The organism is Streptomyces sp. NPDC107471, assembly GCF_055582845.1.
The window spans coordinates 433,503-451,843 of sequence record NZ_JBVJPC010000005.1; the positions used below are offsets into that span (position 1 = coordinate 433,503).

An 18,341-nucleotide genomic window follows, 5' to 3' on the forward strand; every position below is an offset into this window, starting at 1 on the left:
CCGCGTCCTACAGCGTGACCTGCTTGCCGCCGAAGGTGACCACCAGGCTGCCGTTCGAGGCGAAGGACCAGCCCAGGGCGCCCGAGTAGGAGGAGCAGCGCGATCCGTTGGTGCCGGACCAGAACTGGTTCGAGCTGTCGGAGTCGCCGATGATCCGGTCGTTCGTCCCGCTGCTGAAGCGGCACGAGGTGTTGTTGCGGAACACCGAGGTGCCGCCGTCGAAGTTGAAGTTGCGCTCGGTGTTGTCGACGGACACGTTGTTCGACACCGTCATGGTGCCCGGGTTGCTGTTCCACGTGAAACCGTGCTTGCCGTTGGCGTAGGCGATGCTGTTGCGCACCACGTGGTTGACCGCGATGTCGTCGCCGCCGAGCTTGTACCCGTTGCGGTCGCCGTTGCCGGCCTGCGAGCCGTCGCTGAGCGTGCCGTTGTCGTAGGACAGGGAGTACTCGACGGTCACCGGGCCGATCGCGCCGGTGTCGGTCTTGGTGTAGAGGTCCCAGCCGTCGTCGATGTTGTGGTGCGAGACGGTGTAGCGGAACACGTTCCCGGTGCCGGTGGTGAGCTTCGCGGCGAAGCCGTCGGCGTCCTCGCCGTCGGAGTCGGCGTTGTCGTGCGACTCGGAGCTGAGGATCAGGTTGTTGGCGGGCCACTGGGCGGCCGGCGTGGAGGAGGCCATCCGCCCGAGCTGGAGGCCGGTGTCCCGGTTGAAGCGGGTCACCGTGCGCTCGACGACGTTGTTGCTGCCGCCGATGTAGATGCCGTTGTCCCCGGCGTGCTCGACGACCAGGCCGTAGATCTTCCAGTGGTCCGCGTTGAGCTGGATTCCGCGGTTGGACGAACTCTCGCTCTGCGCGGCGAAGTTGAGCACCGGGGTCTCGCCCGGGTAGGCGGAGATCGTGGTGCGCGCGGCGGAGGTGCCGTTGCTGCCGGCCGGGACGGTCACCGTCGAGGAGTAGGCGTACGTCCCGCCGCGCAGGTAGATCGTGCCGCCGGCGGAGATGCGGCCGATCGCCGAGGTGAGCGTGGTGGGCGCGGTCACCGTACCGGCCGCGCTGTCGGTGCCGCTCGGTGAGACGTACAGGGCGCCGCTCGCCGGCGGGGTGGTGGTGCCGGACGTCTCGGCGTCCAGGTAGTCGACGTTGGGCAGGCCGTTCGCGCCGGTCGGGTTGAGCCGGACCGTGTTGCTGCCCGCGGTCAGCGGGACGGTGAGGGTCTTGGTGGTCCAGGCGGTCCAGGTGCCGGTGGACTCGAAGGATGCCGACGACACCGTCGACCCGTTCACGATGATGTCCGCGGGGCGTGCGGTGGTGGTGCCGTTGGCGAAGCGGACGCTCAGGGTCGCGGTCTGCGCGGCGGAGGCGGACACGGTGAACTGGGCGTAGGCGCCGGTGGCGTTGGTGCCGTTGCAGAATCCGCTGCCGGAGTAGCCGGCGTACTCCGTCTCGACGGCTCCGGTGCAGATGGCGGGGGGTGTCTCGGCCTCGATGGGGGTCCCCCCGCTCGAACGGAGTTGAGAGTGGGGGAGGGTTGTGGCGGCTTGGGCGGTGGTGCCGGACAGTGCGACGAGCGTGCCGGCGATGAGGCCGACGGATGCGATGACTGGTCTCAGGTGCATCGTTCGTCTCCATGGTGTGCGGCGACGGGGGCACGTATCGTTCGGAAGGTAAGCGCTTGCCATGGTCGCGTCAACGGTTGTGTATGTGATCGTTGTTCACACATACGAATTGGATACGGTGGGCGGCATGACGCTCTTCGTGAAGATCTGCGGCCTGAGGACCGAGCAGGACGTCGACACGGCCGTCGAGGCCGGCGCCGACGCCATCGGGTTCGTCTTCTCCGACAGTCCGCGCCGCATCGACCCCGCCACCGCGGCACGGCTGGCCGCCAGGGTCCCCGAGAGCGTCCTCACGGTCGGGGTGTTCCGCCGTGAACCCCTCGACCACGTCCGCTCCGCGGCCGTCGAGTCTGGCATCGGGGCGGTCCAGCTCCACGGGCCCGAGGACCGCGACTACTACGCCGAACTCGCCGGTGGCGGCTGGACGTTGATCCGCGCGGCCGCGTTCGGCGACTCCGTACCGCGGTGCGGGGAGCTGGGCGAGGACATGCTGCTCCTCGACGCGCCGGTGCCGGGCTCTGGCATCGCGTGGGACTGGTCGCGCAAGCAGGTCGCGGGGGCGGGCGAGAAGTGGCTGCTCGCGGGCGGGCTCACGCCGGAGAACGTGGGCGAGGCGGTGGATGTCACCCGGCCCTGGGGTGTCGACGTGTCGAGTGGCGTGGAGGCGAGCCGGGGTGTGAAGGACCCGGCCCTGATCACGGCGTTCGTGGAGGCGGCTCGGGCGGGTGCGGCGACGGGGTGAGTTGATCGCCGGGTGCCGGGTGCCGGGTGTGTTGTGGCTGGTCGCGCAGTTCCCCGCGCCCCTGAGGGCGGGACGTGGCAGGGCCCGGGCCTCCCCCAAGAGACCCGGGCCCTCTCACGCGGTCAGCGCAGCGAGCCGATGTGGTCGACCCGCTCGCTCACGCCGTTGCGGAGTTCCGTGAGCGTGGTGCCGGGCGGCGCCACCGTGGGCTCGGACGACGGCGGTTGGGTCTCGTCCGCGCAGGTCGTGCCGCGGGCCGGGACCTTCAGGTCCACCAGGTAGTCCGTGATCGCGTCCGTCGCGCACGCACTGCGGTTGAAGGCGGTGTGCCCCTCCGCGTCGAAGGTGAGCAGACGGCCGTTGTCGAGCTGACGGGAGAGCGCCACCGCGTCCTGGTACGGGGTGTCCGGGTCACCGGTGTTGCCGACGACGAGGATCGGCGCGGAGCCCTTCGCGTGGAAGTTCCCGGCGTAGCGGCTGGTGTGCTCGCCCTTCCACTGCACGCACGCGGTGGCGTGCTGGTGGTCGTAGGTGGGCGGGCCGTACGCCATGGCCGGGCCCAGCAGCGGGGCCAGCCTGGCGTTGGTGGTGACCTGGCGCTTCAGCAGGGCCGGGTCGGACGGGTACTTCTTGTCGACGCACTCGACCGCGACGTTCGGGTTGAGGAAGTCGAAGCTGGCCGGGGACGGCGGCCGCAGCAGGAACGAGGTGGTGTCGCGCTGTTGCGCCTTGCGCAGGGCCTCGCCGAAGGACGGCCAGATCACCTTGCCCTCGTTGATGTTGAACATCAGCCGGTAGACCAGCGTGTAGCCGTTCGCCTGCCCGCCGTTGGCCGTCGGCACCGGGTTGGCGTCCAGGTCGGCCTTCAGCTTCTCGAACGCCCCGCGCGGGTCGCCGTCGCCGAAGCCGCAGGTCGCCTGGTCGGCCTTGCACCAGTCCAGGAAGCGGCTCATCGCGCCGTCCAGGGCGAGGTACTGCGGCCGGTCGTAGGCGTAGGGCCGGTTCGTGTAGTGCTCCGGGTCGTACGCCCCGTCGAGCGCGAGCGCGCGGACCCGCTTGGGGAACATCGCGGCGTAGACCGTACCGATGTAGGAGCCGAACGAGCGCCCGTAGTAGGTCAGTTGCTTCTCGCCCAGGGCCTGGCGCAGCAGGTCGATGTCCCGGGCCACGTACTGGGTGCCGATGTACGGCAGCAGGTCGCCCGCGTTGTCCTGGCAGGCCTGGTCGAAGTCGGCGGCCTGCCGGACGGCCGGCTCGTAGGCGTCGGGGCCCGGGACGCCCCTGGCGGCGGTGACGGCCGCGGTGTAGGTCGGGTCGTCCCAGCACACGACCTGGGAGCTGCGGCCGACGCCGCGCACGTCGTAGCCGAACACATCGAAGTCGTCGCGGAGTTCGGCCGGGAGGTCGGCGTAGTTGTTGCGCACGAAGTCCACACCGGAGTTGCCGGGGCCGCCGGGCTGCAGGAACAGCGTTCCCTTGCGCCGGGAGGGGTCGGCCGCCGGCTTGCGTATCACGGGCAGGGTGAGGGTCCTGCCCTGCGGATCCCGGTAGTCCAGGGGCACTTGGGCGTTGGCGCACTCGAAGCCGCCCTGGCAGTCCGACCAGGTCAGGGTCGGCACGGTCGGGGGCGGCACGGTCGGGGTGTCCTGCGCGGCCGCCGACACCGGCGACGCGGTCCAGGCCACGGCGAGCGCGCTCACCACGGCTCCGGTGAGTCTGAGTCGTCTGAACTTCACTGCTCTTGTTCCCCCTTGGGCTGGTCAAGCCTCAGAGAATCGGTCGTCTCACTGAGAACACACAGAAAAACGACCGCCCCGGTTCCCGCCGGCCGGCGGTAGTCCCGGCGGCCTACCCGGGAGGCGCCGCGTACTGCGTTCTGAGTACGGGGATGTGTCGGCAGGCGCATGACGACATCGGCGCCCTCGTCCGGACAGCCTGGGGGGACCGTTCGGCACCAGATGTGGAGATCCCCCGCCGTGGCTACTTTCCTTTACCGCGTGGGCCGCCTGGCCTTCCGGCGACGCTGGTACGTCGCCCTGGTCTGGGCGGCCGTCCTGGCCGCCGTCGGCCTGGGTGCCCTGAAGGCGCCCGGCGCGGCCGACGAGGGGTTCTCGATGCCGGGCATCGAGTCGCAGAAGGCGTTCGACCTCATGGAGGAGCGCTTCCCCGGGGCCACGGCCGACGGCGCCACCGCCCGGGTCGTCTTCGTCGCGCCGAAGGGCGAGAAGGTCACCGCGGCCGGCCACAGGAAGGCCGTCGAGGAGACCGTCGCCGACCTCGCCGACGGCTCGCAGGTGGCGTCCGCCGTGAACCCGTTCCAGGCGAAGGCGGTGAGCGCGGACGGCACCACGGCGTACGCCACCGTCACCTACGACGTCGCCTCCAACGACCTGACCGACGCGAGCAGGCACCACCTGGAGCAGGCCCTCGACCGGGCCCGGGACAGCGGACTGACCGTCGACGCCGGCGGCACCGCCATGGACGACGGCGGGGGCGCGGGCGGCGCGGCCGAGGTGATCGGGGTCGCCATCGCCGCGGTCGTCCTCCTCGTCACCTTCGGCTCCCTGGCCGCCGCCGGACTCCCGCTGCTGACCGCGCTCATCGGCGTCGGCGTCAGCATGGCCACGATCCTCGCCCTGTCCGACGCCCTCGGACTGTCCACCACCACCGGCACCCTGGCGATGATGCTGGGCCTCGCGGTCGGCATCGACTACGCCCTGTTCGTCGTCTCCCGCTACCGCGAGGAGCGCGCCAACGGCCGGGCGCCCGGGGAGGCGACGGCCCTCGCGGTCGGCACGGCCGGCTCCGCGGTCGTCTTCGCCGGCCTGACCGTCGTCATCGCCCTGGCCGGGCTCTCGGTGGTCGGCATCCCGATGCTCACCAAGATGGGCCTGGCCGCGGCCGGCGCGGTCGTCGTCGCCGTACTCGTCGCGCTGACCCTGGTCCCGGCGGTCCTCGGCTTCTGGCCGAACGCGGTACTGCGTCGCAAGGACCGCAGGGAAGGCCGCCTCGGAGCGGAGGACAAGGACAACGGCGGCACCCGCTGGGCCCGGTTCGTGCTGCGTCGCCCGCTGCCCGTGCTGCTGCTCGGCGTGGTCGGCCTCGGCGCCCTCGCCCTGCCGATGACCTCCCTCCAGCTCGGCATGCCCGGCGACGAGGCCAAGCCGACCTCCACCACCGAACGCCGGGCCTACGACGCGCTCGCCGAGGGTTTCGGGCCGGGCTTCAACGGCCCGCTGACCGTCGTGGTGGACGCGAAGGGCGACGACGACGCCAAGGGCGCGGCCTCGACGATCGCGAAGGAGATAGGCGCGACCGAGGGGGTCGTGTCCGTCACCCCGGCGCGCTTCAACGCGACCGGGGACACCGCCGTCTTCTCCGTCGTGCCGTCCACCGCGCCGACCGACGAGAGGACCAAGGACCTGGTCACGACGATCCGCGGGGAGCGCCCCGGCGTCGAGTCCGCGACCGGCGCCACCTTCGAGGTCACCGGCACCACCGCCCTGAACATCGACATCTCCGAGAAGGTGCAGTCCGCGCTGGTGCCGTACCTGATCGTCGTGGTGGGCCTCGCGGTCGTACTGCTGCTGGTGGTCTTCCGCTCCCTGCTCGTCCCGCTGAAGGCGGCCCTCGGCTTCCTGCTCTCCGTCCTGGCCTCCCTCGGCGCGGTCGTCGTGGTCTTCCAGGAGGGGCACGGCGCCGGACTGCTGGGCGTGGAGACCACCGGCCCGATCATGAGCCTGATGCCGATCTTCCTGGTGGGCATCGTCTTCGGCCTCGCCATGGACTACGAGGTCTTCCTGGTCTCCCGGATGCGCGAGGCGTACGTCCACGGCGAGACCTCCCACCAGGCCGTCACCTCGGGATTCCGGCACAGCGCCCGGGTGGTCGTGGCCGCCGCCCTGATCATGATCGCGGTCTTCGCCGGCTTCATCGGCGAGAGCGACTCCATGATCAAGATGATCGGCTTCGGCCTGGCCGCGGCCGTCCTGCTCGACGCCTTCGTGGTCCGGATGGCCCTGGTGCCCGCCGTGCTCGCGCTGCTCGGCGACCGGGCCTGGTGGCTGCCCACGTGGCTGGACCGGATCCTGCCCCGGGTGGATGTCGAGGGCGAGGCGCTCACCCGGGCCGCCGACACCCCCGAGGCCGCGCCCGCCGGCCAGGAACCCGGGTCTGACCCACCCCCCACCAGGGGCCGCCCGTGTCGCCGTACGACACGGGCGGCCCCGTTCGCTCACCATGGGTCCCTGACACCACCCACCGGAGAACACCATGACCACCAGCCCGGAACGGCGCTACACGGACCGCCTGGAGGAGTTCTCGGAACGCCATCCCTTCCTCGTCGACCTCTCCCTGGTCCTCGCCCTGATGGGTTCCGCGACCCTCGGCGCCTCGCTCACGATCCCGGGCGCCGCACCACCGGACGACGACAAGGTCGCCGTGATCCTCATGGGGGTGTCCTGCCTCGCCCTGCTCAAGCACCGCACCCACCCGCGCAGCACGGTCGTGGTGAACGCGGTCTGCGCCACGGTCGTGATCGCGCAGGGGTACCTCCTCACCCCGCTGCTGCTGGGCCCCGTCATGGCGGCGCTCTACTGGCTGGCCACCCTCACCGAGCGCACCACCATCCGCGCCTACGGCCTGCCCACCATGGCGATGCTGACCCTCGCGGCCGCCTTCTCCGACTCCATGGACCACGTGTCGCTGATCCTGCGGACCATCGGCCCGGTCTTCTGGCTGCTGCTCCCGCTGGCCGCCGGCACCATGACCCGGCTGCGGCGCGCCTACCTGGAGGCCACCCAGGCCCGCGCCGAGCACGCCGAGCGCACCCGTGAGGAGGAGGCGCGGCTCAGGGTCACCGAGGAACGCATGCGGATCGCCCGCGAGCTGCACGACGTCGTCGCCCACCATCTGGCCCTCGCCAACGCCCAGGCTGGCACCGCCGAGCACCTCGCACTCGCCAACCCGCGGCAGACCCGGCAGATCCTGCACGACCTCACCGGTACGACGTCCTCCGCGCTCCGCGAGCTCAAGGCCACCGTCGGGCTGCTGCGGCGGACCGGCGACGAGGGCGCGGCCCCGCTGGAGCCGGCGCCCGGGCTCGCCCGGCTGCCCGAACTGGTCTCCGCGTGCGCGTCCGCGGGAATCACCGTCACCGTCGGCACCGAGGGGGAGCCGCAGCCGCTCTCCCCGGGCGTGGACCTGACCGCCTTCCGGATCGTGCAGGAGGCGCTCACCAACGTCACCAAGCACGCGGCCACCCAGACCGCGCACGTCCGCTTCGTCTACTCCGGTGCCCGGCTGCTCATCACGGTCACCGACGAGGGCCCGCCCGTCCCGCTCGTCGCCGGCCCCCCCAAGGGCTTCGGCGTGATCGGCATGTGCGAGCGCGCCTACTCCGTCGGCGGCGAGTTCCGGGCCGGGCCGCGGCCCGGGGGCGGCTTCGAGGTGCGTACGGCGCTGCCGCTCCAGCCTTCCGTGAGCGGGGACGAGCCGGAGTGAGGGGCGGCGCGGCGGGCCAGGGATCATCCGGGGTTCACCGGAAGGTCGCCGGACACCGGGCCCGGCGGCCGTAGGGTGGCCGGCATGGCTGACGTGGATCTCGACCGGGCACTGGAGGTCGCGACGGAACTCGCGGCCTGGGCGGCGGAGACGATCCGGCGCCCCCGCGACCCGGGTGCCGCGGTGCGGGAGAAGGACGGGCCCGCGGACATCGTGACCGCCACCGACGAGGCGGTCGAGACCCACACCCGCGAGGTGCTCCGGCGGGCCTTCCCCGACCACGGGATCGTCGGCGAGGAGTACGGCACCACGCAGGGCGCCCCGGGCGCCCCGCACTGGGTGGTCGACCCGGTCGACGGCACCACCAACTACGCCCACGCGCTGGGCTGGTGCTCCTACTCGCTGGGCCTGGCCGCCGCCGACGGCACCCCGCTGCTCGGTGTGGTGGCGGACCCCTGGCGGGGCGAGACGTTCACCGCGGTCCGGGGCGGCGGGGCGTATCTGAACGGCACCCGGGTGCACGCGGCCGCCCACACCACCCTCACCGGCCATGTCTTCCTCACCGAGTGGGCCGCGCACGCCCATTGGCCCGGCCTGGACGCCCTCCTCGCCGAACTCGCCGACCGGCACTGCACGGTGCGGGTGATGGGATCGACGGCCCTCTCCCTCGCGCAGGTCGCGGCCGGCCGGGCCACCGCGGCGGCGATCGGCGGGTTCCACGCGGTCGACGGACTCCCGGCGCTGCTCATCGCCCGGGAGGCGGGAGCGGTGGCGCTGCCCGAACTCCCCGCCCACAACCAGCCGTTGCTGCTGGTCGCACCGGGCGCCGCCGAGGAGACGGCCGACCTCTGGCGCCGGACGGGCGCGGAGGCGGGCTGACGACCTCCTGGACGAGACCTGACCAGGAGACAACCGTCGGCGAGGCATCATCGGGCCGATCGCGGCACATACTTCAGCAAGCGGGAGAGTCCCGGGGGGAACTCCGACGGGGAGCGGCTTGATGCATGGCGATGGCGCGGGTCTTGGCAGGGTCCAGGTACGGCTGAAGTGGGACCCCAGCCCCTACGGGGAACCGGCCCGGCACCTCGACATCATCGCCGCGACCTACGCGGCGGGCGACCCGTACGGGCCGCCGGAGTACGTCGTGCACACCGAGAGCCGCTCACCCGACGGCACCATCAACATGACCCGGCACAGCGAGACCGGCCTCGGCCTCGGCTACGTCGAGGTGATGGAGCTGGAGTTCGAGCGGCTGTCGTCCGCCTACGGCCGGGTGGTGGTCGGCGTCGCCATCCACCAGGACGGCGGGCCCCGCACCTTCGGCGACCTGTCCCACGCCGGGGTGCTCGTCGTCGAGGGCTACCGGCGACTGCTGAGCGACGACTTCACGGCCGTCGCGGACGCCACGGCCGCCACCGTCGCCGAGTTCACCAGGGACTCCTCCGGCGCCTGGCACCACGCGGCACTGATCCATGGCTTCGACAGCAACCCGGCGGGCTTCATGGCACAAATGGGCGCCCCACGACAATAAGACGCACCTGACACGGGCCCGCCCCGGGTGCCCGAGCCCTGTCGGCGGCCCTCAGTACGGGCGCCGGATCCCGTGGTCCGCGAGCGCCGCCTCGTAACCGGCCAGGAGATCGTCGAGGCCGCTCAGGAGCAGGCCGGCCGTGTCGGCGGCCTCTCCCGGCTCGCCCCGCTCGCACGCCGCGAGGATCTCGGCCACCTCGCCGCGCAGGACGCGCAGGGAGTCGCCCTGCACGAGGACCCCGGGGAAGTGACGGCCGGGCAGGCGGACCACGGCGTTGTTGCCGCCCGGCGTGAACAGTTCCGCTTCGACGCGCTCCATCGGGTCATCCAACCCCGGCACTCGCCTGCGCTCAAGAGCGAGGCTCGGCCGGGCCCCGAGGGCGGTCGTGGTGCCCCTGGCGCGGCCGTCCACGGTGATCTCCGGGGGGTGCGGCCCGTTGCGTGTTCGTATCGGTCCTGGGCGGACGGCGCGGGGCGGGCGGCCTTGGGCGCATACTGAGGAGGATGACAAAGCCTGCTGCACCGAAGCGTCACTTGCCCACCAGCCCCTTCAAGGCACCGGTCGCACCCGCTCCCAAGCACTTCGCCGTGGGCGACCAGGTCACACACGACATGTACGGTCTCGGCCGCGTGATCGGCGTCGAGGACGGAATCGCGGTTGTCGTCGATTTCGGCTCGTCGCAGATGCGGATCCTGAGCCCGTACTCGAAGATGACCAAGCTGTAGGAGAAAGGACTCCCTCTCATCGATCTGACCTCGCTGTTCTCCGCCCCCGAAGGGCAGCCCCAGCGCACCCCCGCGGCCCTGCCGCCCCCCACCACGAACCCCTTCCAGGCCCCGGACTTCGGGGACGACGAGGACGAGACCTTCCCCCGGCCGGAAGCGGCCTAGCTTCCCCTCGCCCGGGTACGACCCTCACCGATGGTGCGGTGAGGTTGGTCAGTGCTGCCTGATGAGCCCCTTTCCGTAGTCGTTTCCGTTCGTGCTTCCGGGTTCGCGCCGTCCCCCTGGCTCGCGCCGTACGCGCCGGCCAGGGGCCCGGACCCCGCCGGTGCCGCCGGGTCGTCGACCGACCCGCCCGCCCAGGTGACGCACCCGCCCGACAGACGGGACCGCACCTCCGCCGGCCGCCTCTTCGCCGCGCCCGCCTTCCCCCGCCCCATGCCCCGGCAGCACGCCTGTGCGCACCCTGTGACGAAGCCGTGCTCCGGCACAGCCGTTGCCCAGAGACGCATGCGAGCGTGATTTCCGGTTAGGCGCACCGGGATTACTCGATTCAGCGGGCAGGTGAGAAGAGATCTCTTTCATGGCGAAGGCACCGGACTCGACAGCCGTGGCGGAAACGGAGCAGGAAGGACAGGGGAAAGCGGACACCGCGGCAGGCGTCCGCAGACCTCCGGCCCCGGTCGCACCCCGTGCGAGCCGGGGTTTTCCGTCCGCGGTCTCCCGCACCGGCCGGGTGACCGGCCTGGACGGACTGCGCACCCTCGCGGTCGCGCTGGTCATCGTCCACCACGTCGAGCCCGACGTGCTGCCGGGCGGCGCGGTCGCCGTGGACGTCTTCTTCACCATCAGCGGCTTCGTCATCACCCGCCTGCTGATCGCCGAGTACGTCCGCCGCGGCGGCATCTCCCTCATGTCCTTCTACCGCCGCCGCTGGCTGCGGCTCGTGCCCGCCCTGCTCGCCCTGTGCGCGGTCTGCGCCCTGCTCGGCACGGTGACCACCCTGTGGGGCTTCGACGGCTCGCTCCAGGCGGCGGGCCTGTCCGCCCTCTTCCTCACCAACGTCGTACGGGCCACGGAGTCCGGCCCCTACTCCGACCTCACCAGCCCGCTCGCGCACACCTGGTCCCTGGGCGTGGAGGAGCAGTTCTACTTCCTGTGGCCGCTCGTCCTGCTCGTCCTGCTGCGGTGGGCGCGGGCCCGCACGGTCCTGCTGTGCACGGCGGCCCTGTGCGTGCTCCCCCTGCTCTGGCGCTGCGTCCTGTGGACCCCGGAGGCCGCCCACCGCATCTACAACGGCACCGACACCCGCGCCGACCAGCTCCTGGCCGGCGCCCTGGTCGCCGTGGCCCTCGCCCGACTGCGCTCCGACGACCCGCGCCTCGCCCTCCTGCGCACCTGGTCCGCCCGCCTCGCCTGGCCGGCCCTCGCCCTGCTGGGCCTGGTCGCCTGGCAGGTGCCGGTCACCGAGGACCTCGGCCCCTGGACGGCCGCGTGGTACACGGCCGGCTTCCTCGCGGTGGCGGCCCTCTCCGCCACCCTGGTCACGGCCCTGGAACTACGCCCCGACGACCGCCTGTCCCGCCTGCTGGCCCTGACCCCGCTGTCCTGGGTGGGCCGCAACCTGAGCTACGGCATCTATCTCTGGCACTACCCGGTCGTACGTCTCCTCGCCTCCCTCGGCGTCAAGGAAGGCCGCCTGAGCGCCACGGTGCTCCTGACCCTCCTCATGGCCCTCCTGTCCTACTACGCGATCGAAAGGCCGTTCCTGCGCAGGGCCCACGCGCCCCGAACCCGGGGCCCGGTACTGACGCCGACGACGGCGACGGCGACGTAGGGGCCGGACGCCGGGCGGAGTGCCGTAGCGCTCCTCACACGGCCACCGCGGCCCCGGCGGGAGCCGTCCGTCCCTCCCGCCACCAGGACGCGCCCCAGGCCAGCACCGCTCCGCCCACCGCGTACGCCACCAGGACCCACAGGGCCTTACCTGTCGCGTGGCCCGAGAAGTACACCGTGTTGCGGACCAGTGTCGTGCCGGCGCCCGGGGGCAGGGCCTGGCCGATCGCGCTCCAGAAGGGCGGGAGCAGCGGGGCCGGGTAGACGCCGCCGGAGCTCGGGTTGCCGAGGACGACGAAGAAGAGGATGACGAGGCCCGTGCCGAGCAGGCCCAGCAGGGTCTGCAGGGCCAGTGCCGTGGTCGCCGAGGCCAGGACGGTCAGCGTGCCGATCGCGCTCAGCGCCCAGAAGTGGCCGCCCAAAGCGTCGAACACCGGACCCACGATCACCGCTCCGGCCACGCCCGACACCACCGCGTACGGGATCAGGACGGCCAGGCGGATCAGGGTGCGGGGCCTGTTCGCAGGGCGGGAACCGGACGCCATGCCCATGATCGTCGCGGTGAGGTAGCCGCCGATCACCCAGCCCAGGACCAGGTAGAAGGACGTCATGCCGCGGCCGTCCCCGGAGTTGGGCGGGCGGAGGTCCGTCACCGTGATCCGGCGCTGCTGCGAGGCCTCGATCCGCTGGGCGATCTGCGTGGCCGTCTGGGACACCGACGGGCCGCCCGCCGACGCGACGAGCAGCGTGTCCTCGGTGCCCCCGGGGTCGAGGACGAAGGCCGCGTCCGTGCGGCGCGTCATCACCCACTCGCGCGCGACGGCCGTACTGGAGGCCGCCGTCGCCTTCACGGGATCACCGGCCAGCCCGTTGAGCTGCGCCACGATCTTCGCGGAGGCCTGTGCGGGAGCCACCACGGCCACCGGGATGCCCTGGGGCGTGGGGGAGTGGAAGGCGCCGACGTACGAGACGACGAAGGCCAGTTGGATCAGCAGGCCGCCGAGGACCAGGCCGAAGGCCCGCAACGTCACGGCGTCCTTGAACTCCGCCGCGAAACCGGGGGACTTGGGAGCCGGCTCGGTGGCGGGCCGGCCGGGGGAGGGGCTGGAGGGTGCGTTCACGGGCGCATCGTCGCACAGGCGGATTAATCCACCCTTCCATTTGCTGTCCCACGCAAACCGGACACCCCGAGCAACCTAAAGACCGGGCAACCCCAGCTCCGCCCAGATCGTCTTCCCCGTCGCCGTCTGCCTGCTCCCCCACCGCTCCGCCATCTGCGCGACCAGCAGCAGCCCCCGCCCGCCCTCGTCGAACACCCGCGCCCGGCGCAGGTGCGGAGCCGTACTGCTGCCGTCGGAGACCTCGCAGATCAGCGCCGAGTCCCGGATCAGCCGCAGGACGACGGGGTTGTCGCCGTAGCGGACGGCGTTGGTGACCAGCTCGCTGACGACGAGCTCCGTCGCGAAGGACGCCTCCCCGAGGCCCCAGGCCATGACCTGCTCGCTCGCCGCCTTCCGCGCCCGTGCCACCGCCGCCGGATCCCGCTCGAGGTGCCAGGTGCGGACCTTCCCCGCGTCCAGCGCCGAGGTGCGGGCCAGCATCAGGACGATGTCGTCGGCGGGACGCGTGGGCAGCACCGTCCGCAGGACCTGCTCGCAGGTCTCCTCCAGCGGGCCCCCCTTGTCGGCGAGGGCCCCGCGCAGCAGGTTCAGGCCGACCTCGATGTCCCGGTCGGCGGCCTCCACGAGGCCGTCGGTGTAGAGGGCGAGCAGGCTGCCCTCCGCCAGCTCCACCTCCACGGACTCGAAGGGCAGACCGCCGAGGCCGAGGGGCGGTCCGGCCGGGAGGTGCAGGAAGCGGACCTCGCCGTCGGGGGTGACCACGGCCGGTGGCGGATGGCCGGCCCGGGCCATCGTGCAGCGGCGCGAGACCGGGTCGTAGACGGCGTAGAGGCAGGTGGCCCCCACCTCGCTCGGGGTCGAGGCCTCCGCGGCCCGGTCGCGGGTGTCCGGCCCCTCCTCCCGGTCGAGCCTGACGACGAGGTCGTCGAGCTGGGTGAGGAGCTCGTCGGGGGCGAGGTCCACGTCCGCGAGGGTGCGTACGGCCGTGCGCAGGCGGCCCATCGTCGCCGAGGCGTGGATGCCGTGGCCCACCACGTCGCCCACGACCAGGGCGACCCGGGCGCCGGACAGCGGGATGACGTCGAACCAGTCCCCGCCCACGTCCGCGCCGGAGCCCGCCGGCAGATACCGGTACGCCACGTCCATGGCGGCGAGGTGCGGCGGCCGCTCGGGCAGGAGACTGCGCTGGAGGGTGAGGGCGGTACGCCGTTCGTGGGTGTAGCGGCGGGCGTTGTCCACGCTCACCGCGGCCCGCGCGACGATCTCCTCCGCGAGCAGCAGGTCGTCGTCGCTGAAGGGCTCCGCCGTCCGGTGCCGCAGGAAGTGCACCAGGCCCAGGGTGACCCCGCGGGCGCGCAGCGGCACCATCAGCACCGAGTGGATCAGGAACCTGGCCACGGACTCGGCGCGGGCCGGTGAGGAGTCGACCCACTCCCGCATCCCGGGGTCCCAGGCCACCGGCCGGGTGCCGCGGCCGGCGATCAGGGCCCGCATCGGGGGTGTGTCCAGCGGGTAGAACGTCGTCTCGCCGGTCGGCACCACCGACTCCGGGCAGCCGTCGAGGACGGACCGCTGGGCCGTACGGCGTACCGTGACCGGCCGGTCCGGCAGCACGGGCTCCGGTTCCTCGCCGAGGGCGACCGACTCCAGCAGGTCCACGGTGACGAAGTCCGCGAAGCCGGTCACGGCCACCTCGGCCAGTTCCTCGGCGGTCCGGGTCACGTCGAGGGTGCTGCCGATGCGGAGACTGGCGTCGTTGAGGACGGCGAGCCGGCGGCGGGCCCAGTACTGCTCGGTGGTGTCGAAGACGGCCGCGGACATGCCCCGCACCGCCCCGCTCCCGTCCTTCAGCGGGGAGAGGAACATCGACCAGGCATGGCCCCGGACCTCCCCGGGTGCCTGGCCGTAGTTCTCGTGGAAGATCGCCTCGCCGGTGCGCAGCACCTGTCGCTGGAGGCGGTCGTACTCGTCGAAGGGCGGGTTCGGCTCGATCTCCCACAGGGTCAGCCCGCGCATCTCGGCCACGCTGCGGCCCATGATCCGGGTCATGACCTCGTTGGCCGACACCAGCCGGGCCTCGGTGTCGTAGACCGCCACCGGGACGGGCAACTGCGCGAGCGTGAGGTCCCACAGGGCCTCCGCGTCCGGTTCGCCGGGGCCGGCCATGTGCTCGGGGGCGACGGCGGTCACCAGCCACGGCCGCGCGCCGGCGCCGTCCGCGAGCGGTGTCGCCTTCAGCCGTACGACGACCCGGCCGCCGCCCCGGTGCCGCAGCGCGACCTCGGTGGCCCAGCTCCGGCCCTCGGCGACATGGCGGCGCGCGGACTCGGGCAGGTCGGCGGCGAGCAGTCCGGCCGCCGGCCGCCCCACGACCTCTTCGGCCTCGTATCCGAGGAGCCGGCGGGCCCCGGCGCTCCACACCGTGATCGAGCCGTCGGCGTCGACGACGACCGCGAGGTCCTCGGGTACGCGCTCCTCCACGGTGCCTGCGGGCGTGCCGCCCCTGCTGTCCATGCTCCCAGCGTCGCGCCGCACGGCTCCCGGCTCAAGCGAGGGAGGGCACCGGCAGACACGGACACAGGCACGGACAGGCACCGACAGGCGGTACAGGGCGGGTCCGCGACCGCCGTGCCGTGCGCCCGGTGACGTCAGCCCAGCGGGGTGTCGGCCCAGGGAAGGGACGCGGCCGGGTCGTTGAAGGCCTCCTGGCGGGGCGGCTGGACCTCGTGGCAGGTGAAGCCGAGCCGGGTCAGGGCCCGGCCCACCTCACTGGCGGTGAAGTCGCGGCGGTCCTGGCGGGTGATCACCTGACCGACCTGCTTGACCGGGTAGACGTGGGGGCCGACGGTCACACACAGGCCGGTGGCGGGTTCGGGCTCGACGCCGTCCATCGACCTCTCGACCTCGCTCATGGTCAGGTCGAAGGGAAAACGTGCGATGACGATGCGCATGGTGCCTCCACGGGGAGCGGTCGGGACGTGACGGTGGGAACGGCCAGGGAGCGGCCCTGTTCGTCTCCTCCTCGACGGGGACGCCGGCGGCGCGGCCACCGGCCCCGTCAGTCGGTCGTACGGCTATCGGCTGGTGGGCGTGGAGCGGCGGCGGCCCCGCGCGGAGCGGCTGCTGCGGTTGCGGCCCGCGGACCCGGAGCGCTTCGGGGCCTCGGCGGGGGCGGGGGCCGGCAGGGTGACGGGCACGCCGGAGGGGGTGCGGGCGCCGGTGATGCGGTTCAGCTCCGCCTCGCCCGGGCGGACCCGGGTGGTCTGCGCGGTGACGCCGGCGTCGGACATCAGACGGTCCACCGAGCGCCGCTGGTGCGGCAGGACCAGGGTGACGACGGTGCCGGACTCGCCGGCGCGCGCGGTACGGCCGCCGCGGTGCAGGTAGTCCTTGTGGTCCGCGGGCGGGTCGAAGTTGACGACGAGGTCGACGTCGTCGACGTGGATGCCACGGGCCGCGACGTTGGTGGCCACCAGCACGGTCACCTGGCCGTCCTTGAACTGGCCGAGGGTGCGGGTGCGCTGGGGCTGGGACTTGCCGCCGTGCAGCGCAGAGGCCCGCACACCCACCGACAGCAGGTGCTTGGCGAGGCGCTCCGCCGCGTGCTTGGTGTCCAGGAACATGATCACGCGGCCGTCGCGGGCGGCGATCTCGGTGGCGGTGGCGTGCTTGTCGTCGTCCCGGACGTGCAGCAGGTGGTGGTCCATCGTGGTGACGGTGCCCGCGGAGGGGTCGACCGAGTGGACGACGGGGTCGTGCAGGTAGGTGCGCACCAGCCGGTCGATGTTGCGGTCGAGCGTGGCCGAGAACAGCATCCGCTGGCCGTCGGGGCGCACCTGGTCGAGCAGGGCGGTGACCTGGGGCATGAAGCCCATGTCGGTCATCTGGTCGGCCTCGTCGAGGACGGTCATGGTGACCTGGCTCAGGCTGCAGTCGCCGCGCTCGATGAGGTCCTTGAGCCGGCCGGGCGTCGCCACCAGGACCTCTGCGCCGGCCCGCAGCGCGGACGCCTGGCGGCCGATCGACATGCCGCCGACGACGGTGGCCGCGCGCAGGCGCAGCGCCCGCGCGTAGGGGGTGAGCGCGTCGGTGACCTGCTGGGCCAGCTCGCGGGTCGGTACGAGGACCAGGGCGAGCGGGTGCCGGGGCTCGGCGCGCTGTCCGTCCAGGCGGGCCAGCAGCGGCAGACCGAAGGCGAGGGTCTTGCCCGAGCCGGTGCGGCCGCGGCCGAGGACGTCACGGCCGGCCAGGGAGTTCGGCAGGGTCGCCGCCTGGATCGGGAAGGGCGTGGTCACTCCCTCGGCGACGAGGGCGGCCTGCAAACGCTCGGGCAGGTCGAGGTCGGCGAACGCCTCCACCGCGGGCAGGGCCTCGGTGACGGTGGTGGGGAGGGTGAACTCGCCGCGGGGTGCGGCGGCCGGGCGGGAGCGCTGGTGGCTCGCACCCCGGGAGCGGTGGCGGGACGTGTTGTTCCCGGTGTTCCCGGTACGGCGGGTGCGGTTCATGGGAGGGAACCCTTCCTCGATGCGTGCGGCACGTGTCGAGGAATTCCTCCGGGGCGCGGCGAAACCGCACGAGAATTCGCAAGAAAGAGCCGGGGAGAAACGAAGAAAATCAGATTCTTCGGGACTGTCAGATTCTTGGGTGCCGGCAGGTGCGTCGACCTGGCGGGTTCTTCGGGGCAATGGGACAGGGCCCGCACCCCAAGAGTGCGGGCCCCAGCCGTGAAGATACGCGTCAGCGTCAGGCGGGAACGATGTTCTCGGCCTGCGGGCCCTTCTGGCCCTGCGTGACGTCGAAGGTAACCTTCTGGCCTTCCTGAAGCTCGCGGAAGCCGGAGGTGGCGATGTTCGAGTAGTGCGCGAACACGTCGGCGCCGCCGCCGTCCTGCTCGATGAAGCCGAAGCCCTTTTCCGCGTTGAACCACTTCACGGTGCCAGATGCCATATTGAATCTCCCTAGGGGGCAGTGCCGGGACCCGCACTGTACGGACCCGAGTCGCCGCGATGGACTCCCCTCCGGAAGACCCGGAAAGACGCCGGAGAACTTCAGAAATTCTCCGGAAACCAAAACTGCAACTTTTATCACGGTAACACACGGTAGGTGGGCGGCTCTACGCCGTCGCGAATCCTGGTGGCGGCCGCCTCGAAAACTTCGCCGCGTCCCGCACGCGATTCTGTCGCGGTCGTGACAGTTATTCGTCCGCCTCCTCGGGGTGCCCCGGCCGCCGGGTGCGCGGACCGGGCGGAGACGGGCGGCCGGCCGGCAG

The 18,341-nt window shown here is 72.3% G+C and carries 14 protein-coding genes and 1 pseudogene; 7 read left to right on the forward strand and 8 right to left on the reverse strand.

The features are described from left to right. Positions 1-7 precede the first annotated feature (7 nt). Positions 8-1,618, reverse strand: coding sequence for a carbohydrate-binding protein (locus tag ACZ66S_RS19430; protein ID WP_469902733.1), 1,611 nt, complete (start codon positions 1,616-1,618; stop codon positions 8-10). 127 nt (positions 1,619-1,745) lie between these two features. Between ACZ66S_RS19430 and ACZ66S_RS19435 the strand changes: the two genes are divergently transcribed. Further along, positions 1,746-2,360 (forward strand): phosphoribosylanthranilate isomerase, encoded by a 615-nt coding sequence (locus ACZ66S_RS19435; protein ID WP_469902734.1) that lies wholly within the window; start codon positions 1,746-1,748, stop codon positions 2,358-2,360. 122 nt (positions 2,361-2,482) lie between these two features. Here ACZ66S_RS19435 and ACZ66S_RS19440 read toward each other — a convergent pair whose 3' ends face one another. Continuing rightward, entirely contained in the window at positions 2,483-4,096 is a 1,614-nt protein-coding gene (locus tag ACZ66S_RS19440; protein ID WP_469902735.1) for an alpha/beta hydrolase, read from the reverse strand. A 240-nt stretch (positions 4,097-4,336) separates the two neighbouring features. On the opposite strand from ACZ66S_RS19440, the pseudogene ACZ66S_RS19445 reads away from it, so the two are divergent. The 4 genes and pseudogenes from ACZ66S_RS19445 to ACZ66S_RS19460 all read left to right on the forward strand — a co-directional run. Beyond that, positions 4,337-6,520: pseudogene (locus tag ACZ66S_RS19445) on the forward strand (MMPL family transporter); the annotation flags it as partial. 112 nt (positions 6,521-6,632) lie between these two features. Then, entirely contained in the window at positions 6,633-7,862 is a 1,230-nt protein-coding gene (locus tag ACZ66S_RS19450) for a sensor histidine kinase (RefSeq protein WP_469902736.1), read from the forward strand. A gap of 75 nt (positions 7,863-7,937) precedes the next feature. Further along, complete coding sequence (locus ACZ66S_RS19455) at positions 7,938-8,741, forward strand: inositol monophosphatase family protein (protein WP_469902737.1); 804 nt, start codon at positions 7,938-7,940, stop codon at positions 8,739-8,741. Between the two features lie 121 nt (positions 8,742-8,862). Then, complete coding sequence (locus ACZ66S_RS19460) at positions 8,863-9,393, forward strand: TerD family protein (RefSeq protein ID WP_469902738.1); 531 nt, start codon at positions 8,863-8,865, stop codon at positions 9,391-9,393. Positions 9,394-9,444: 51 nt separating this feature from the next. Here the strand turns inward: ACZ66S_RS19460 and ACZ66S_RS19465 are convergent, their stop codons facing one another. Beyond that, on the reverse strand, positions 9,445-9,711 hold the full coding sequence (locus tag ACZ66S_RS19465) for a DUF6959 family protein (protein WP_469902739.1): 267 nt from the start codon (positions 9,709-9,711) through the stop codon (positions 9,445-9,447). 185 nt (positions 9,712-9,896) lie between these two features. Here ACZ66S_RS19465 and ACZ66S_RS19470 point away from each other — a divergent pair, with 185 nt between their 5' ends. After that, positions 9,897-10,118: a hypothetical protein gene (locus ACZ66S_RS19470; protein ID WP_469902740.1), complete on the forward strand. Its 222-nt coding sequence runs from the start codon at positions 9,897-9,899 to the stop codon at positions 10,116-10,118. 580 nt (positions 10,119-10,698) lie between these two features. Then, positions 10,699-11,952: an acyltransferase family protein gene (locus ACZ66S_RS19475; RefSeq protein WP_469902741.1), complete on the forward strand. Its 1,254-nt coding sequence runs from the start codon at positions 10,699-10,701 to the stop codon at positions 11,950-11,952. A gap of 34 nt (positions 11,953-11,986) precedes the next feature. Here the strand turns inward: ACZ66S_RS19475 and ACZ66S_RS19480 are convergent, their stop codons facing one another. From ACZ66S_RS19480 to ACZ66S_RS19500, 5 genes are all read right to left on the reverse strand, one after another. Then, positions 11,987-13,072: a DUF3533 domain-containing protein gene (locus tag ACZ66S_RS19480; RefSeq protein WP_469902742.1), complete on the reverse strand. Its 1,086-nt coding sequence runs from the start codon at positions 13,070-13,072 to the stop codon at positions 11,987-11,989. Between the two features lie 75 nt (positions 13,073-13,147). Further along, complete coding sequence (locus tag ACZ66S_RS19485) at positions 13,148-15,586, reverse strand: SpoIIE family protein phosphatase (protein ID WP_469902743.1); 2,439 nt, start codon at positions 15,584-15,586, stop codon at positions 13,148-13,150. Between the two features lie 134 nt (positions 15,587-15,720). Next, the gene (locus ACZ66S_RS19490; protein ID WP_469902744.1) at positions 15,721-16,023 is read right to left on the reverse strand and encodes an SCO5918 family protein; all 303 of its coding nucleotides are present in this window, start codon (positions 16,021-16,023) and stop codon (positions 15,721-15,723) included. A gap of 123 nt (positions 16,024-16,146) precedes the next feature. Beyond that, positions 16,147-17,577 (reverse strand): DEAD/DEAH box helicase, encoded by a 1,431-nt coding sequence (locus tag ACZ66S_RS19495; RefSeq protein ID WP_469902745.1) that lies wholly within the window; start codon positions 17,575-17,577, stop codon positions 16,147-16,149. Between the two features lie 238 nt (positions 17,578-17,815). After that, positions 17,816-18,019, reverse strand: coding sequence for a cold-shock protein (locus tag ACZ66S_RS19500; protein WP_007383480.1), 204 nt, complete (start codon positions 18,017-18,019; stop codon positions 17,816-17,818). Positions 18,020-18,341: the final 322 nt, after the last annotated feature.

Bases quoted from the DNA above. Each gene is read 5' to 3' on its own strand.
- ACZ66S_RS19460 (WP_469902738.1), top strand. From the start codon at position 8,863: ATGCATGGCGATGGCGCGGGTCTTGGCAGGGTCCAGGTACGGCTGAAG.
- ACZ66S_RS19495 (WP_469902745.1), bottom strand. From the start codon at position 17,577: ATGAACCGCACCCGCCGTACCGGGAACACCGGGAACAACACGTCCCGC.
- ACZ66S_RS19485 (WP_469902743.1), bottom strand. From the start codon at position 15,586: ATGGACAGCAGGGGCGGCACGCCCGCAGGCACCGTGGAGGAGCGCGTA.
- ACZ66S_RS19500 (WP_007383480.1), bottom strand. From the start codon at position 18,019: ATGGCATCTGGCACCGTGAAGTGGTTCAACGCGGAAAAGGGCTTCGGC.
- ACZ66S_RS19450 (WP_469902736.1), top strand. From the start codon at position 6,633: ATGACCACCAGCCCGGAACGGCGCTACACGGACCGCCTGGAGGAGTTC.
- ACZ66S_RS19465 (WP_469902739.1), bottom strand. From the start codon at position 9,711: ATGGAGCGCGTCGAAGCGGAACTGTTCACGCCGGGCGGCAACAACGCC.
- ACZ66S_RS19435 (WP_469902734.1), top strand. From the start codon at position 1,746: ATGACGCTCTTCGTGAAGATCTGCGGCCTGAGGACCGAGCAGGACGTC.
- ACZ66S_RS19470 (WP_469902740.1), top strand. From the start codon at position 9,897: ATGACAAAGCCTGCTGCACCGAAGCGTCACTTGCCCACCAGCCCCTTC.
- ACZ66S_RS19475 (WP_469902741.1), top strand. From the start codon at position 10,699: ATGGCGAAGGCACCGGACTCGACAGCCGTGGCGGAAACGGAGCAGGAA.
- ACZ66S_RS19490 (WP_469902744.1), bottom strand. From the start codon at position 16,023: ATGCGCATCGTCATCGCACGTTTTCCCTTCGACCTGACCATGAGCGAG.
- ACZ66S_RS19430 (WP_469902733.1), bottom strand. From the start codon at position 1,618: ATGCACCTGAGACCAGTCATCGCATCCGTCGGCCTCATCGCCGGCACG.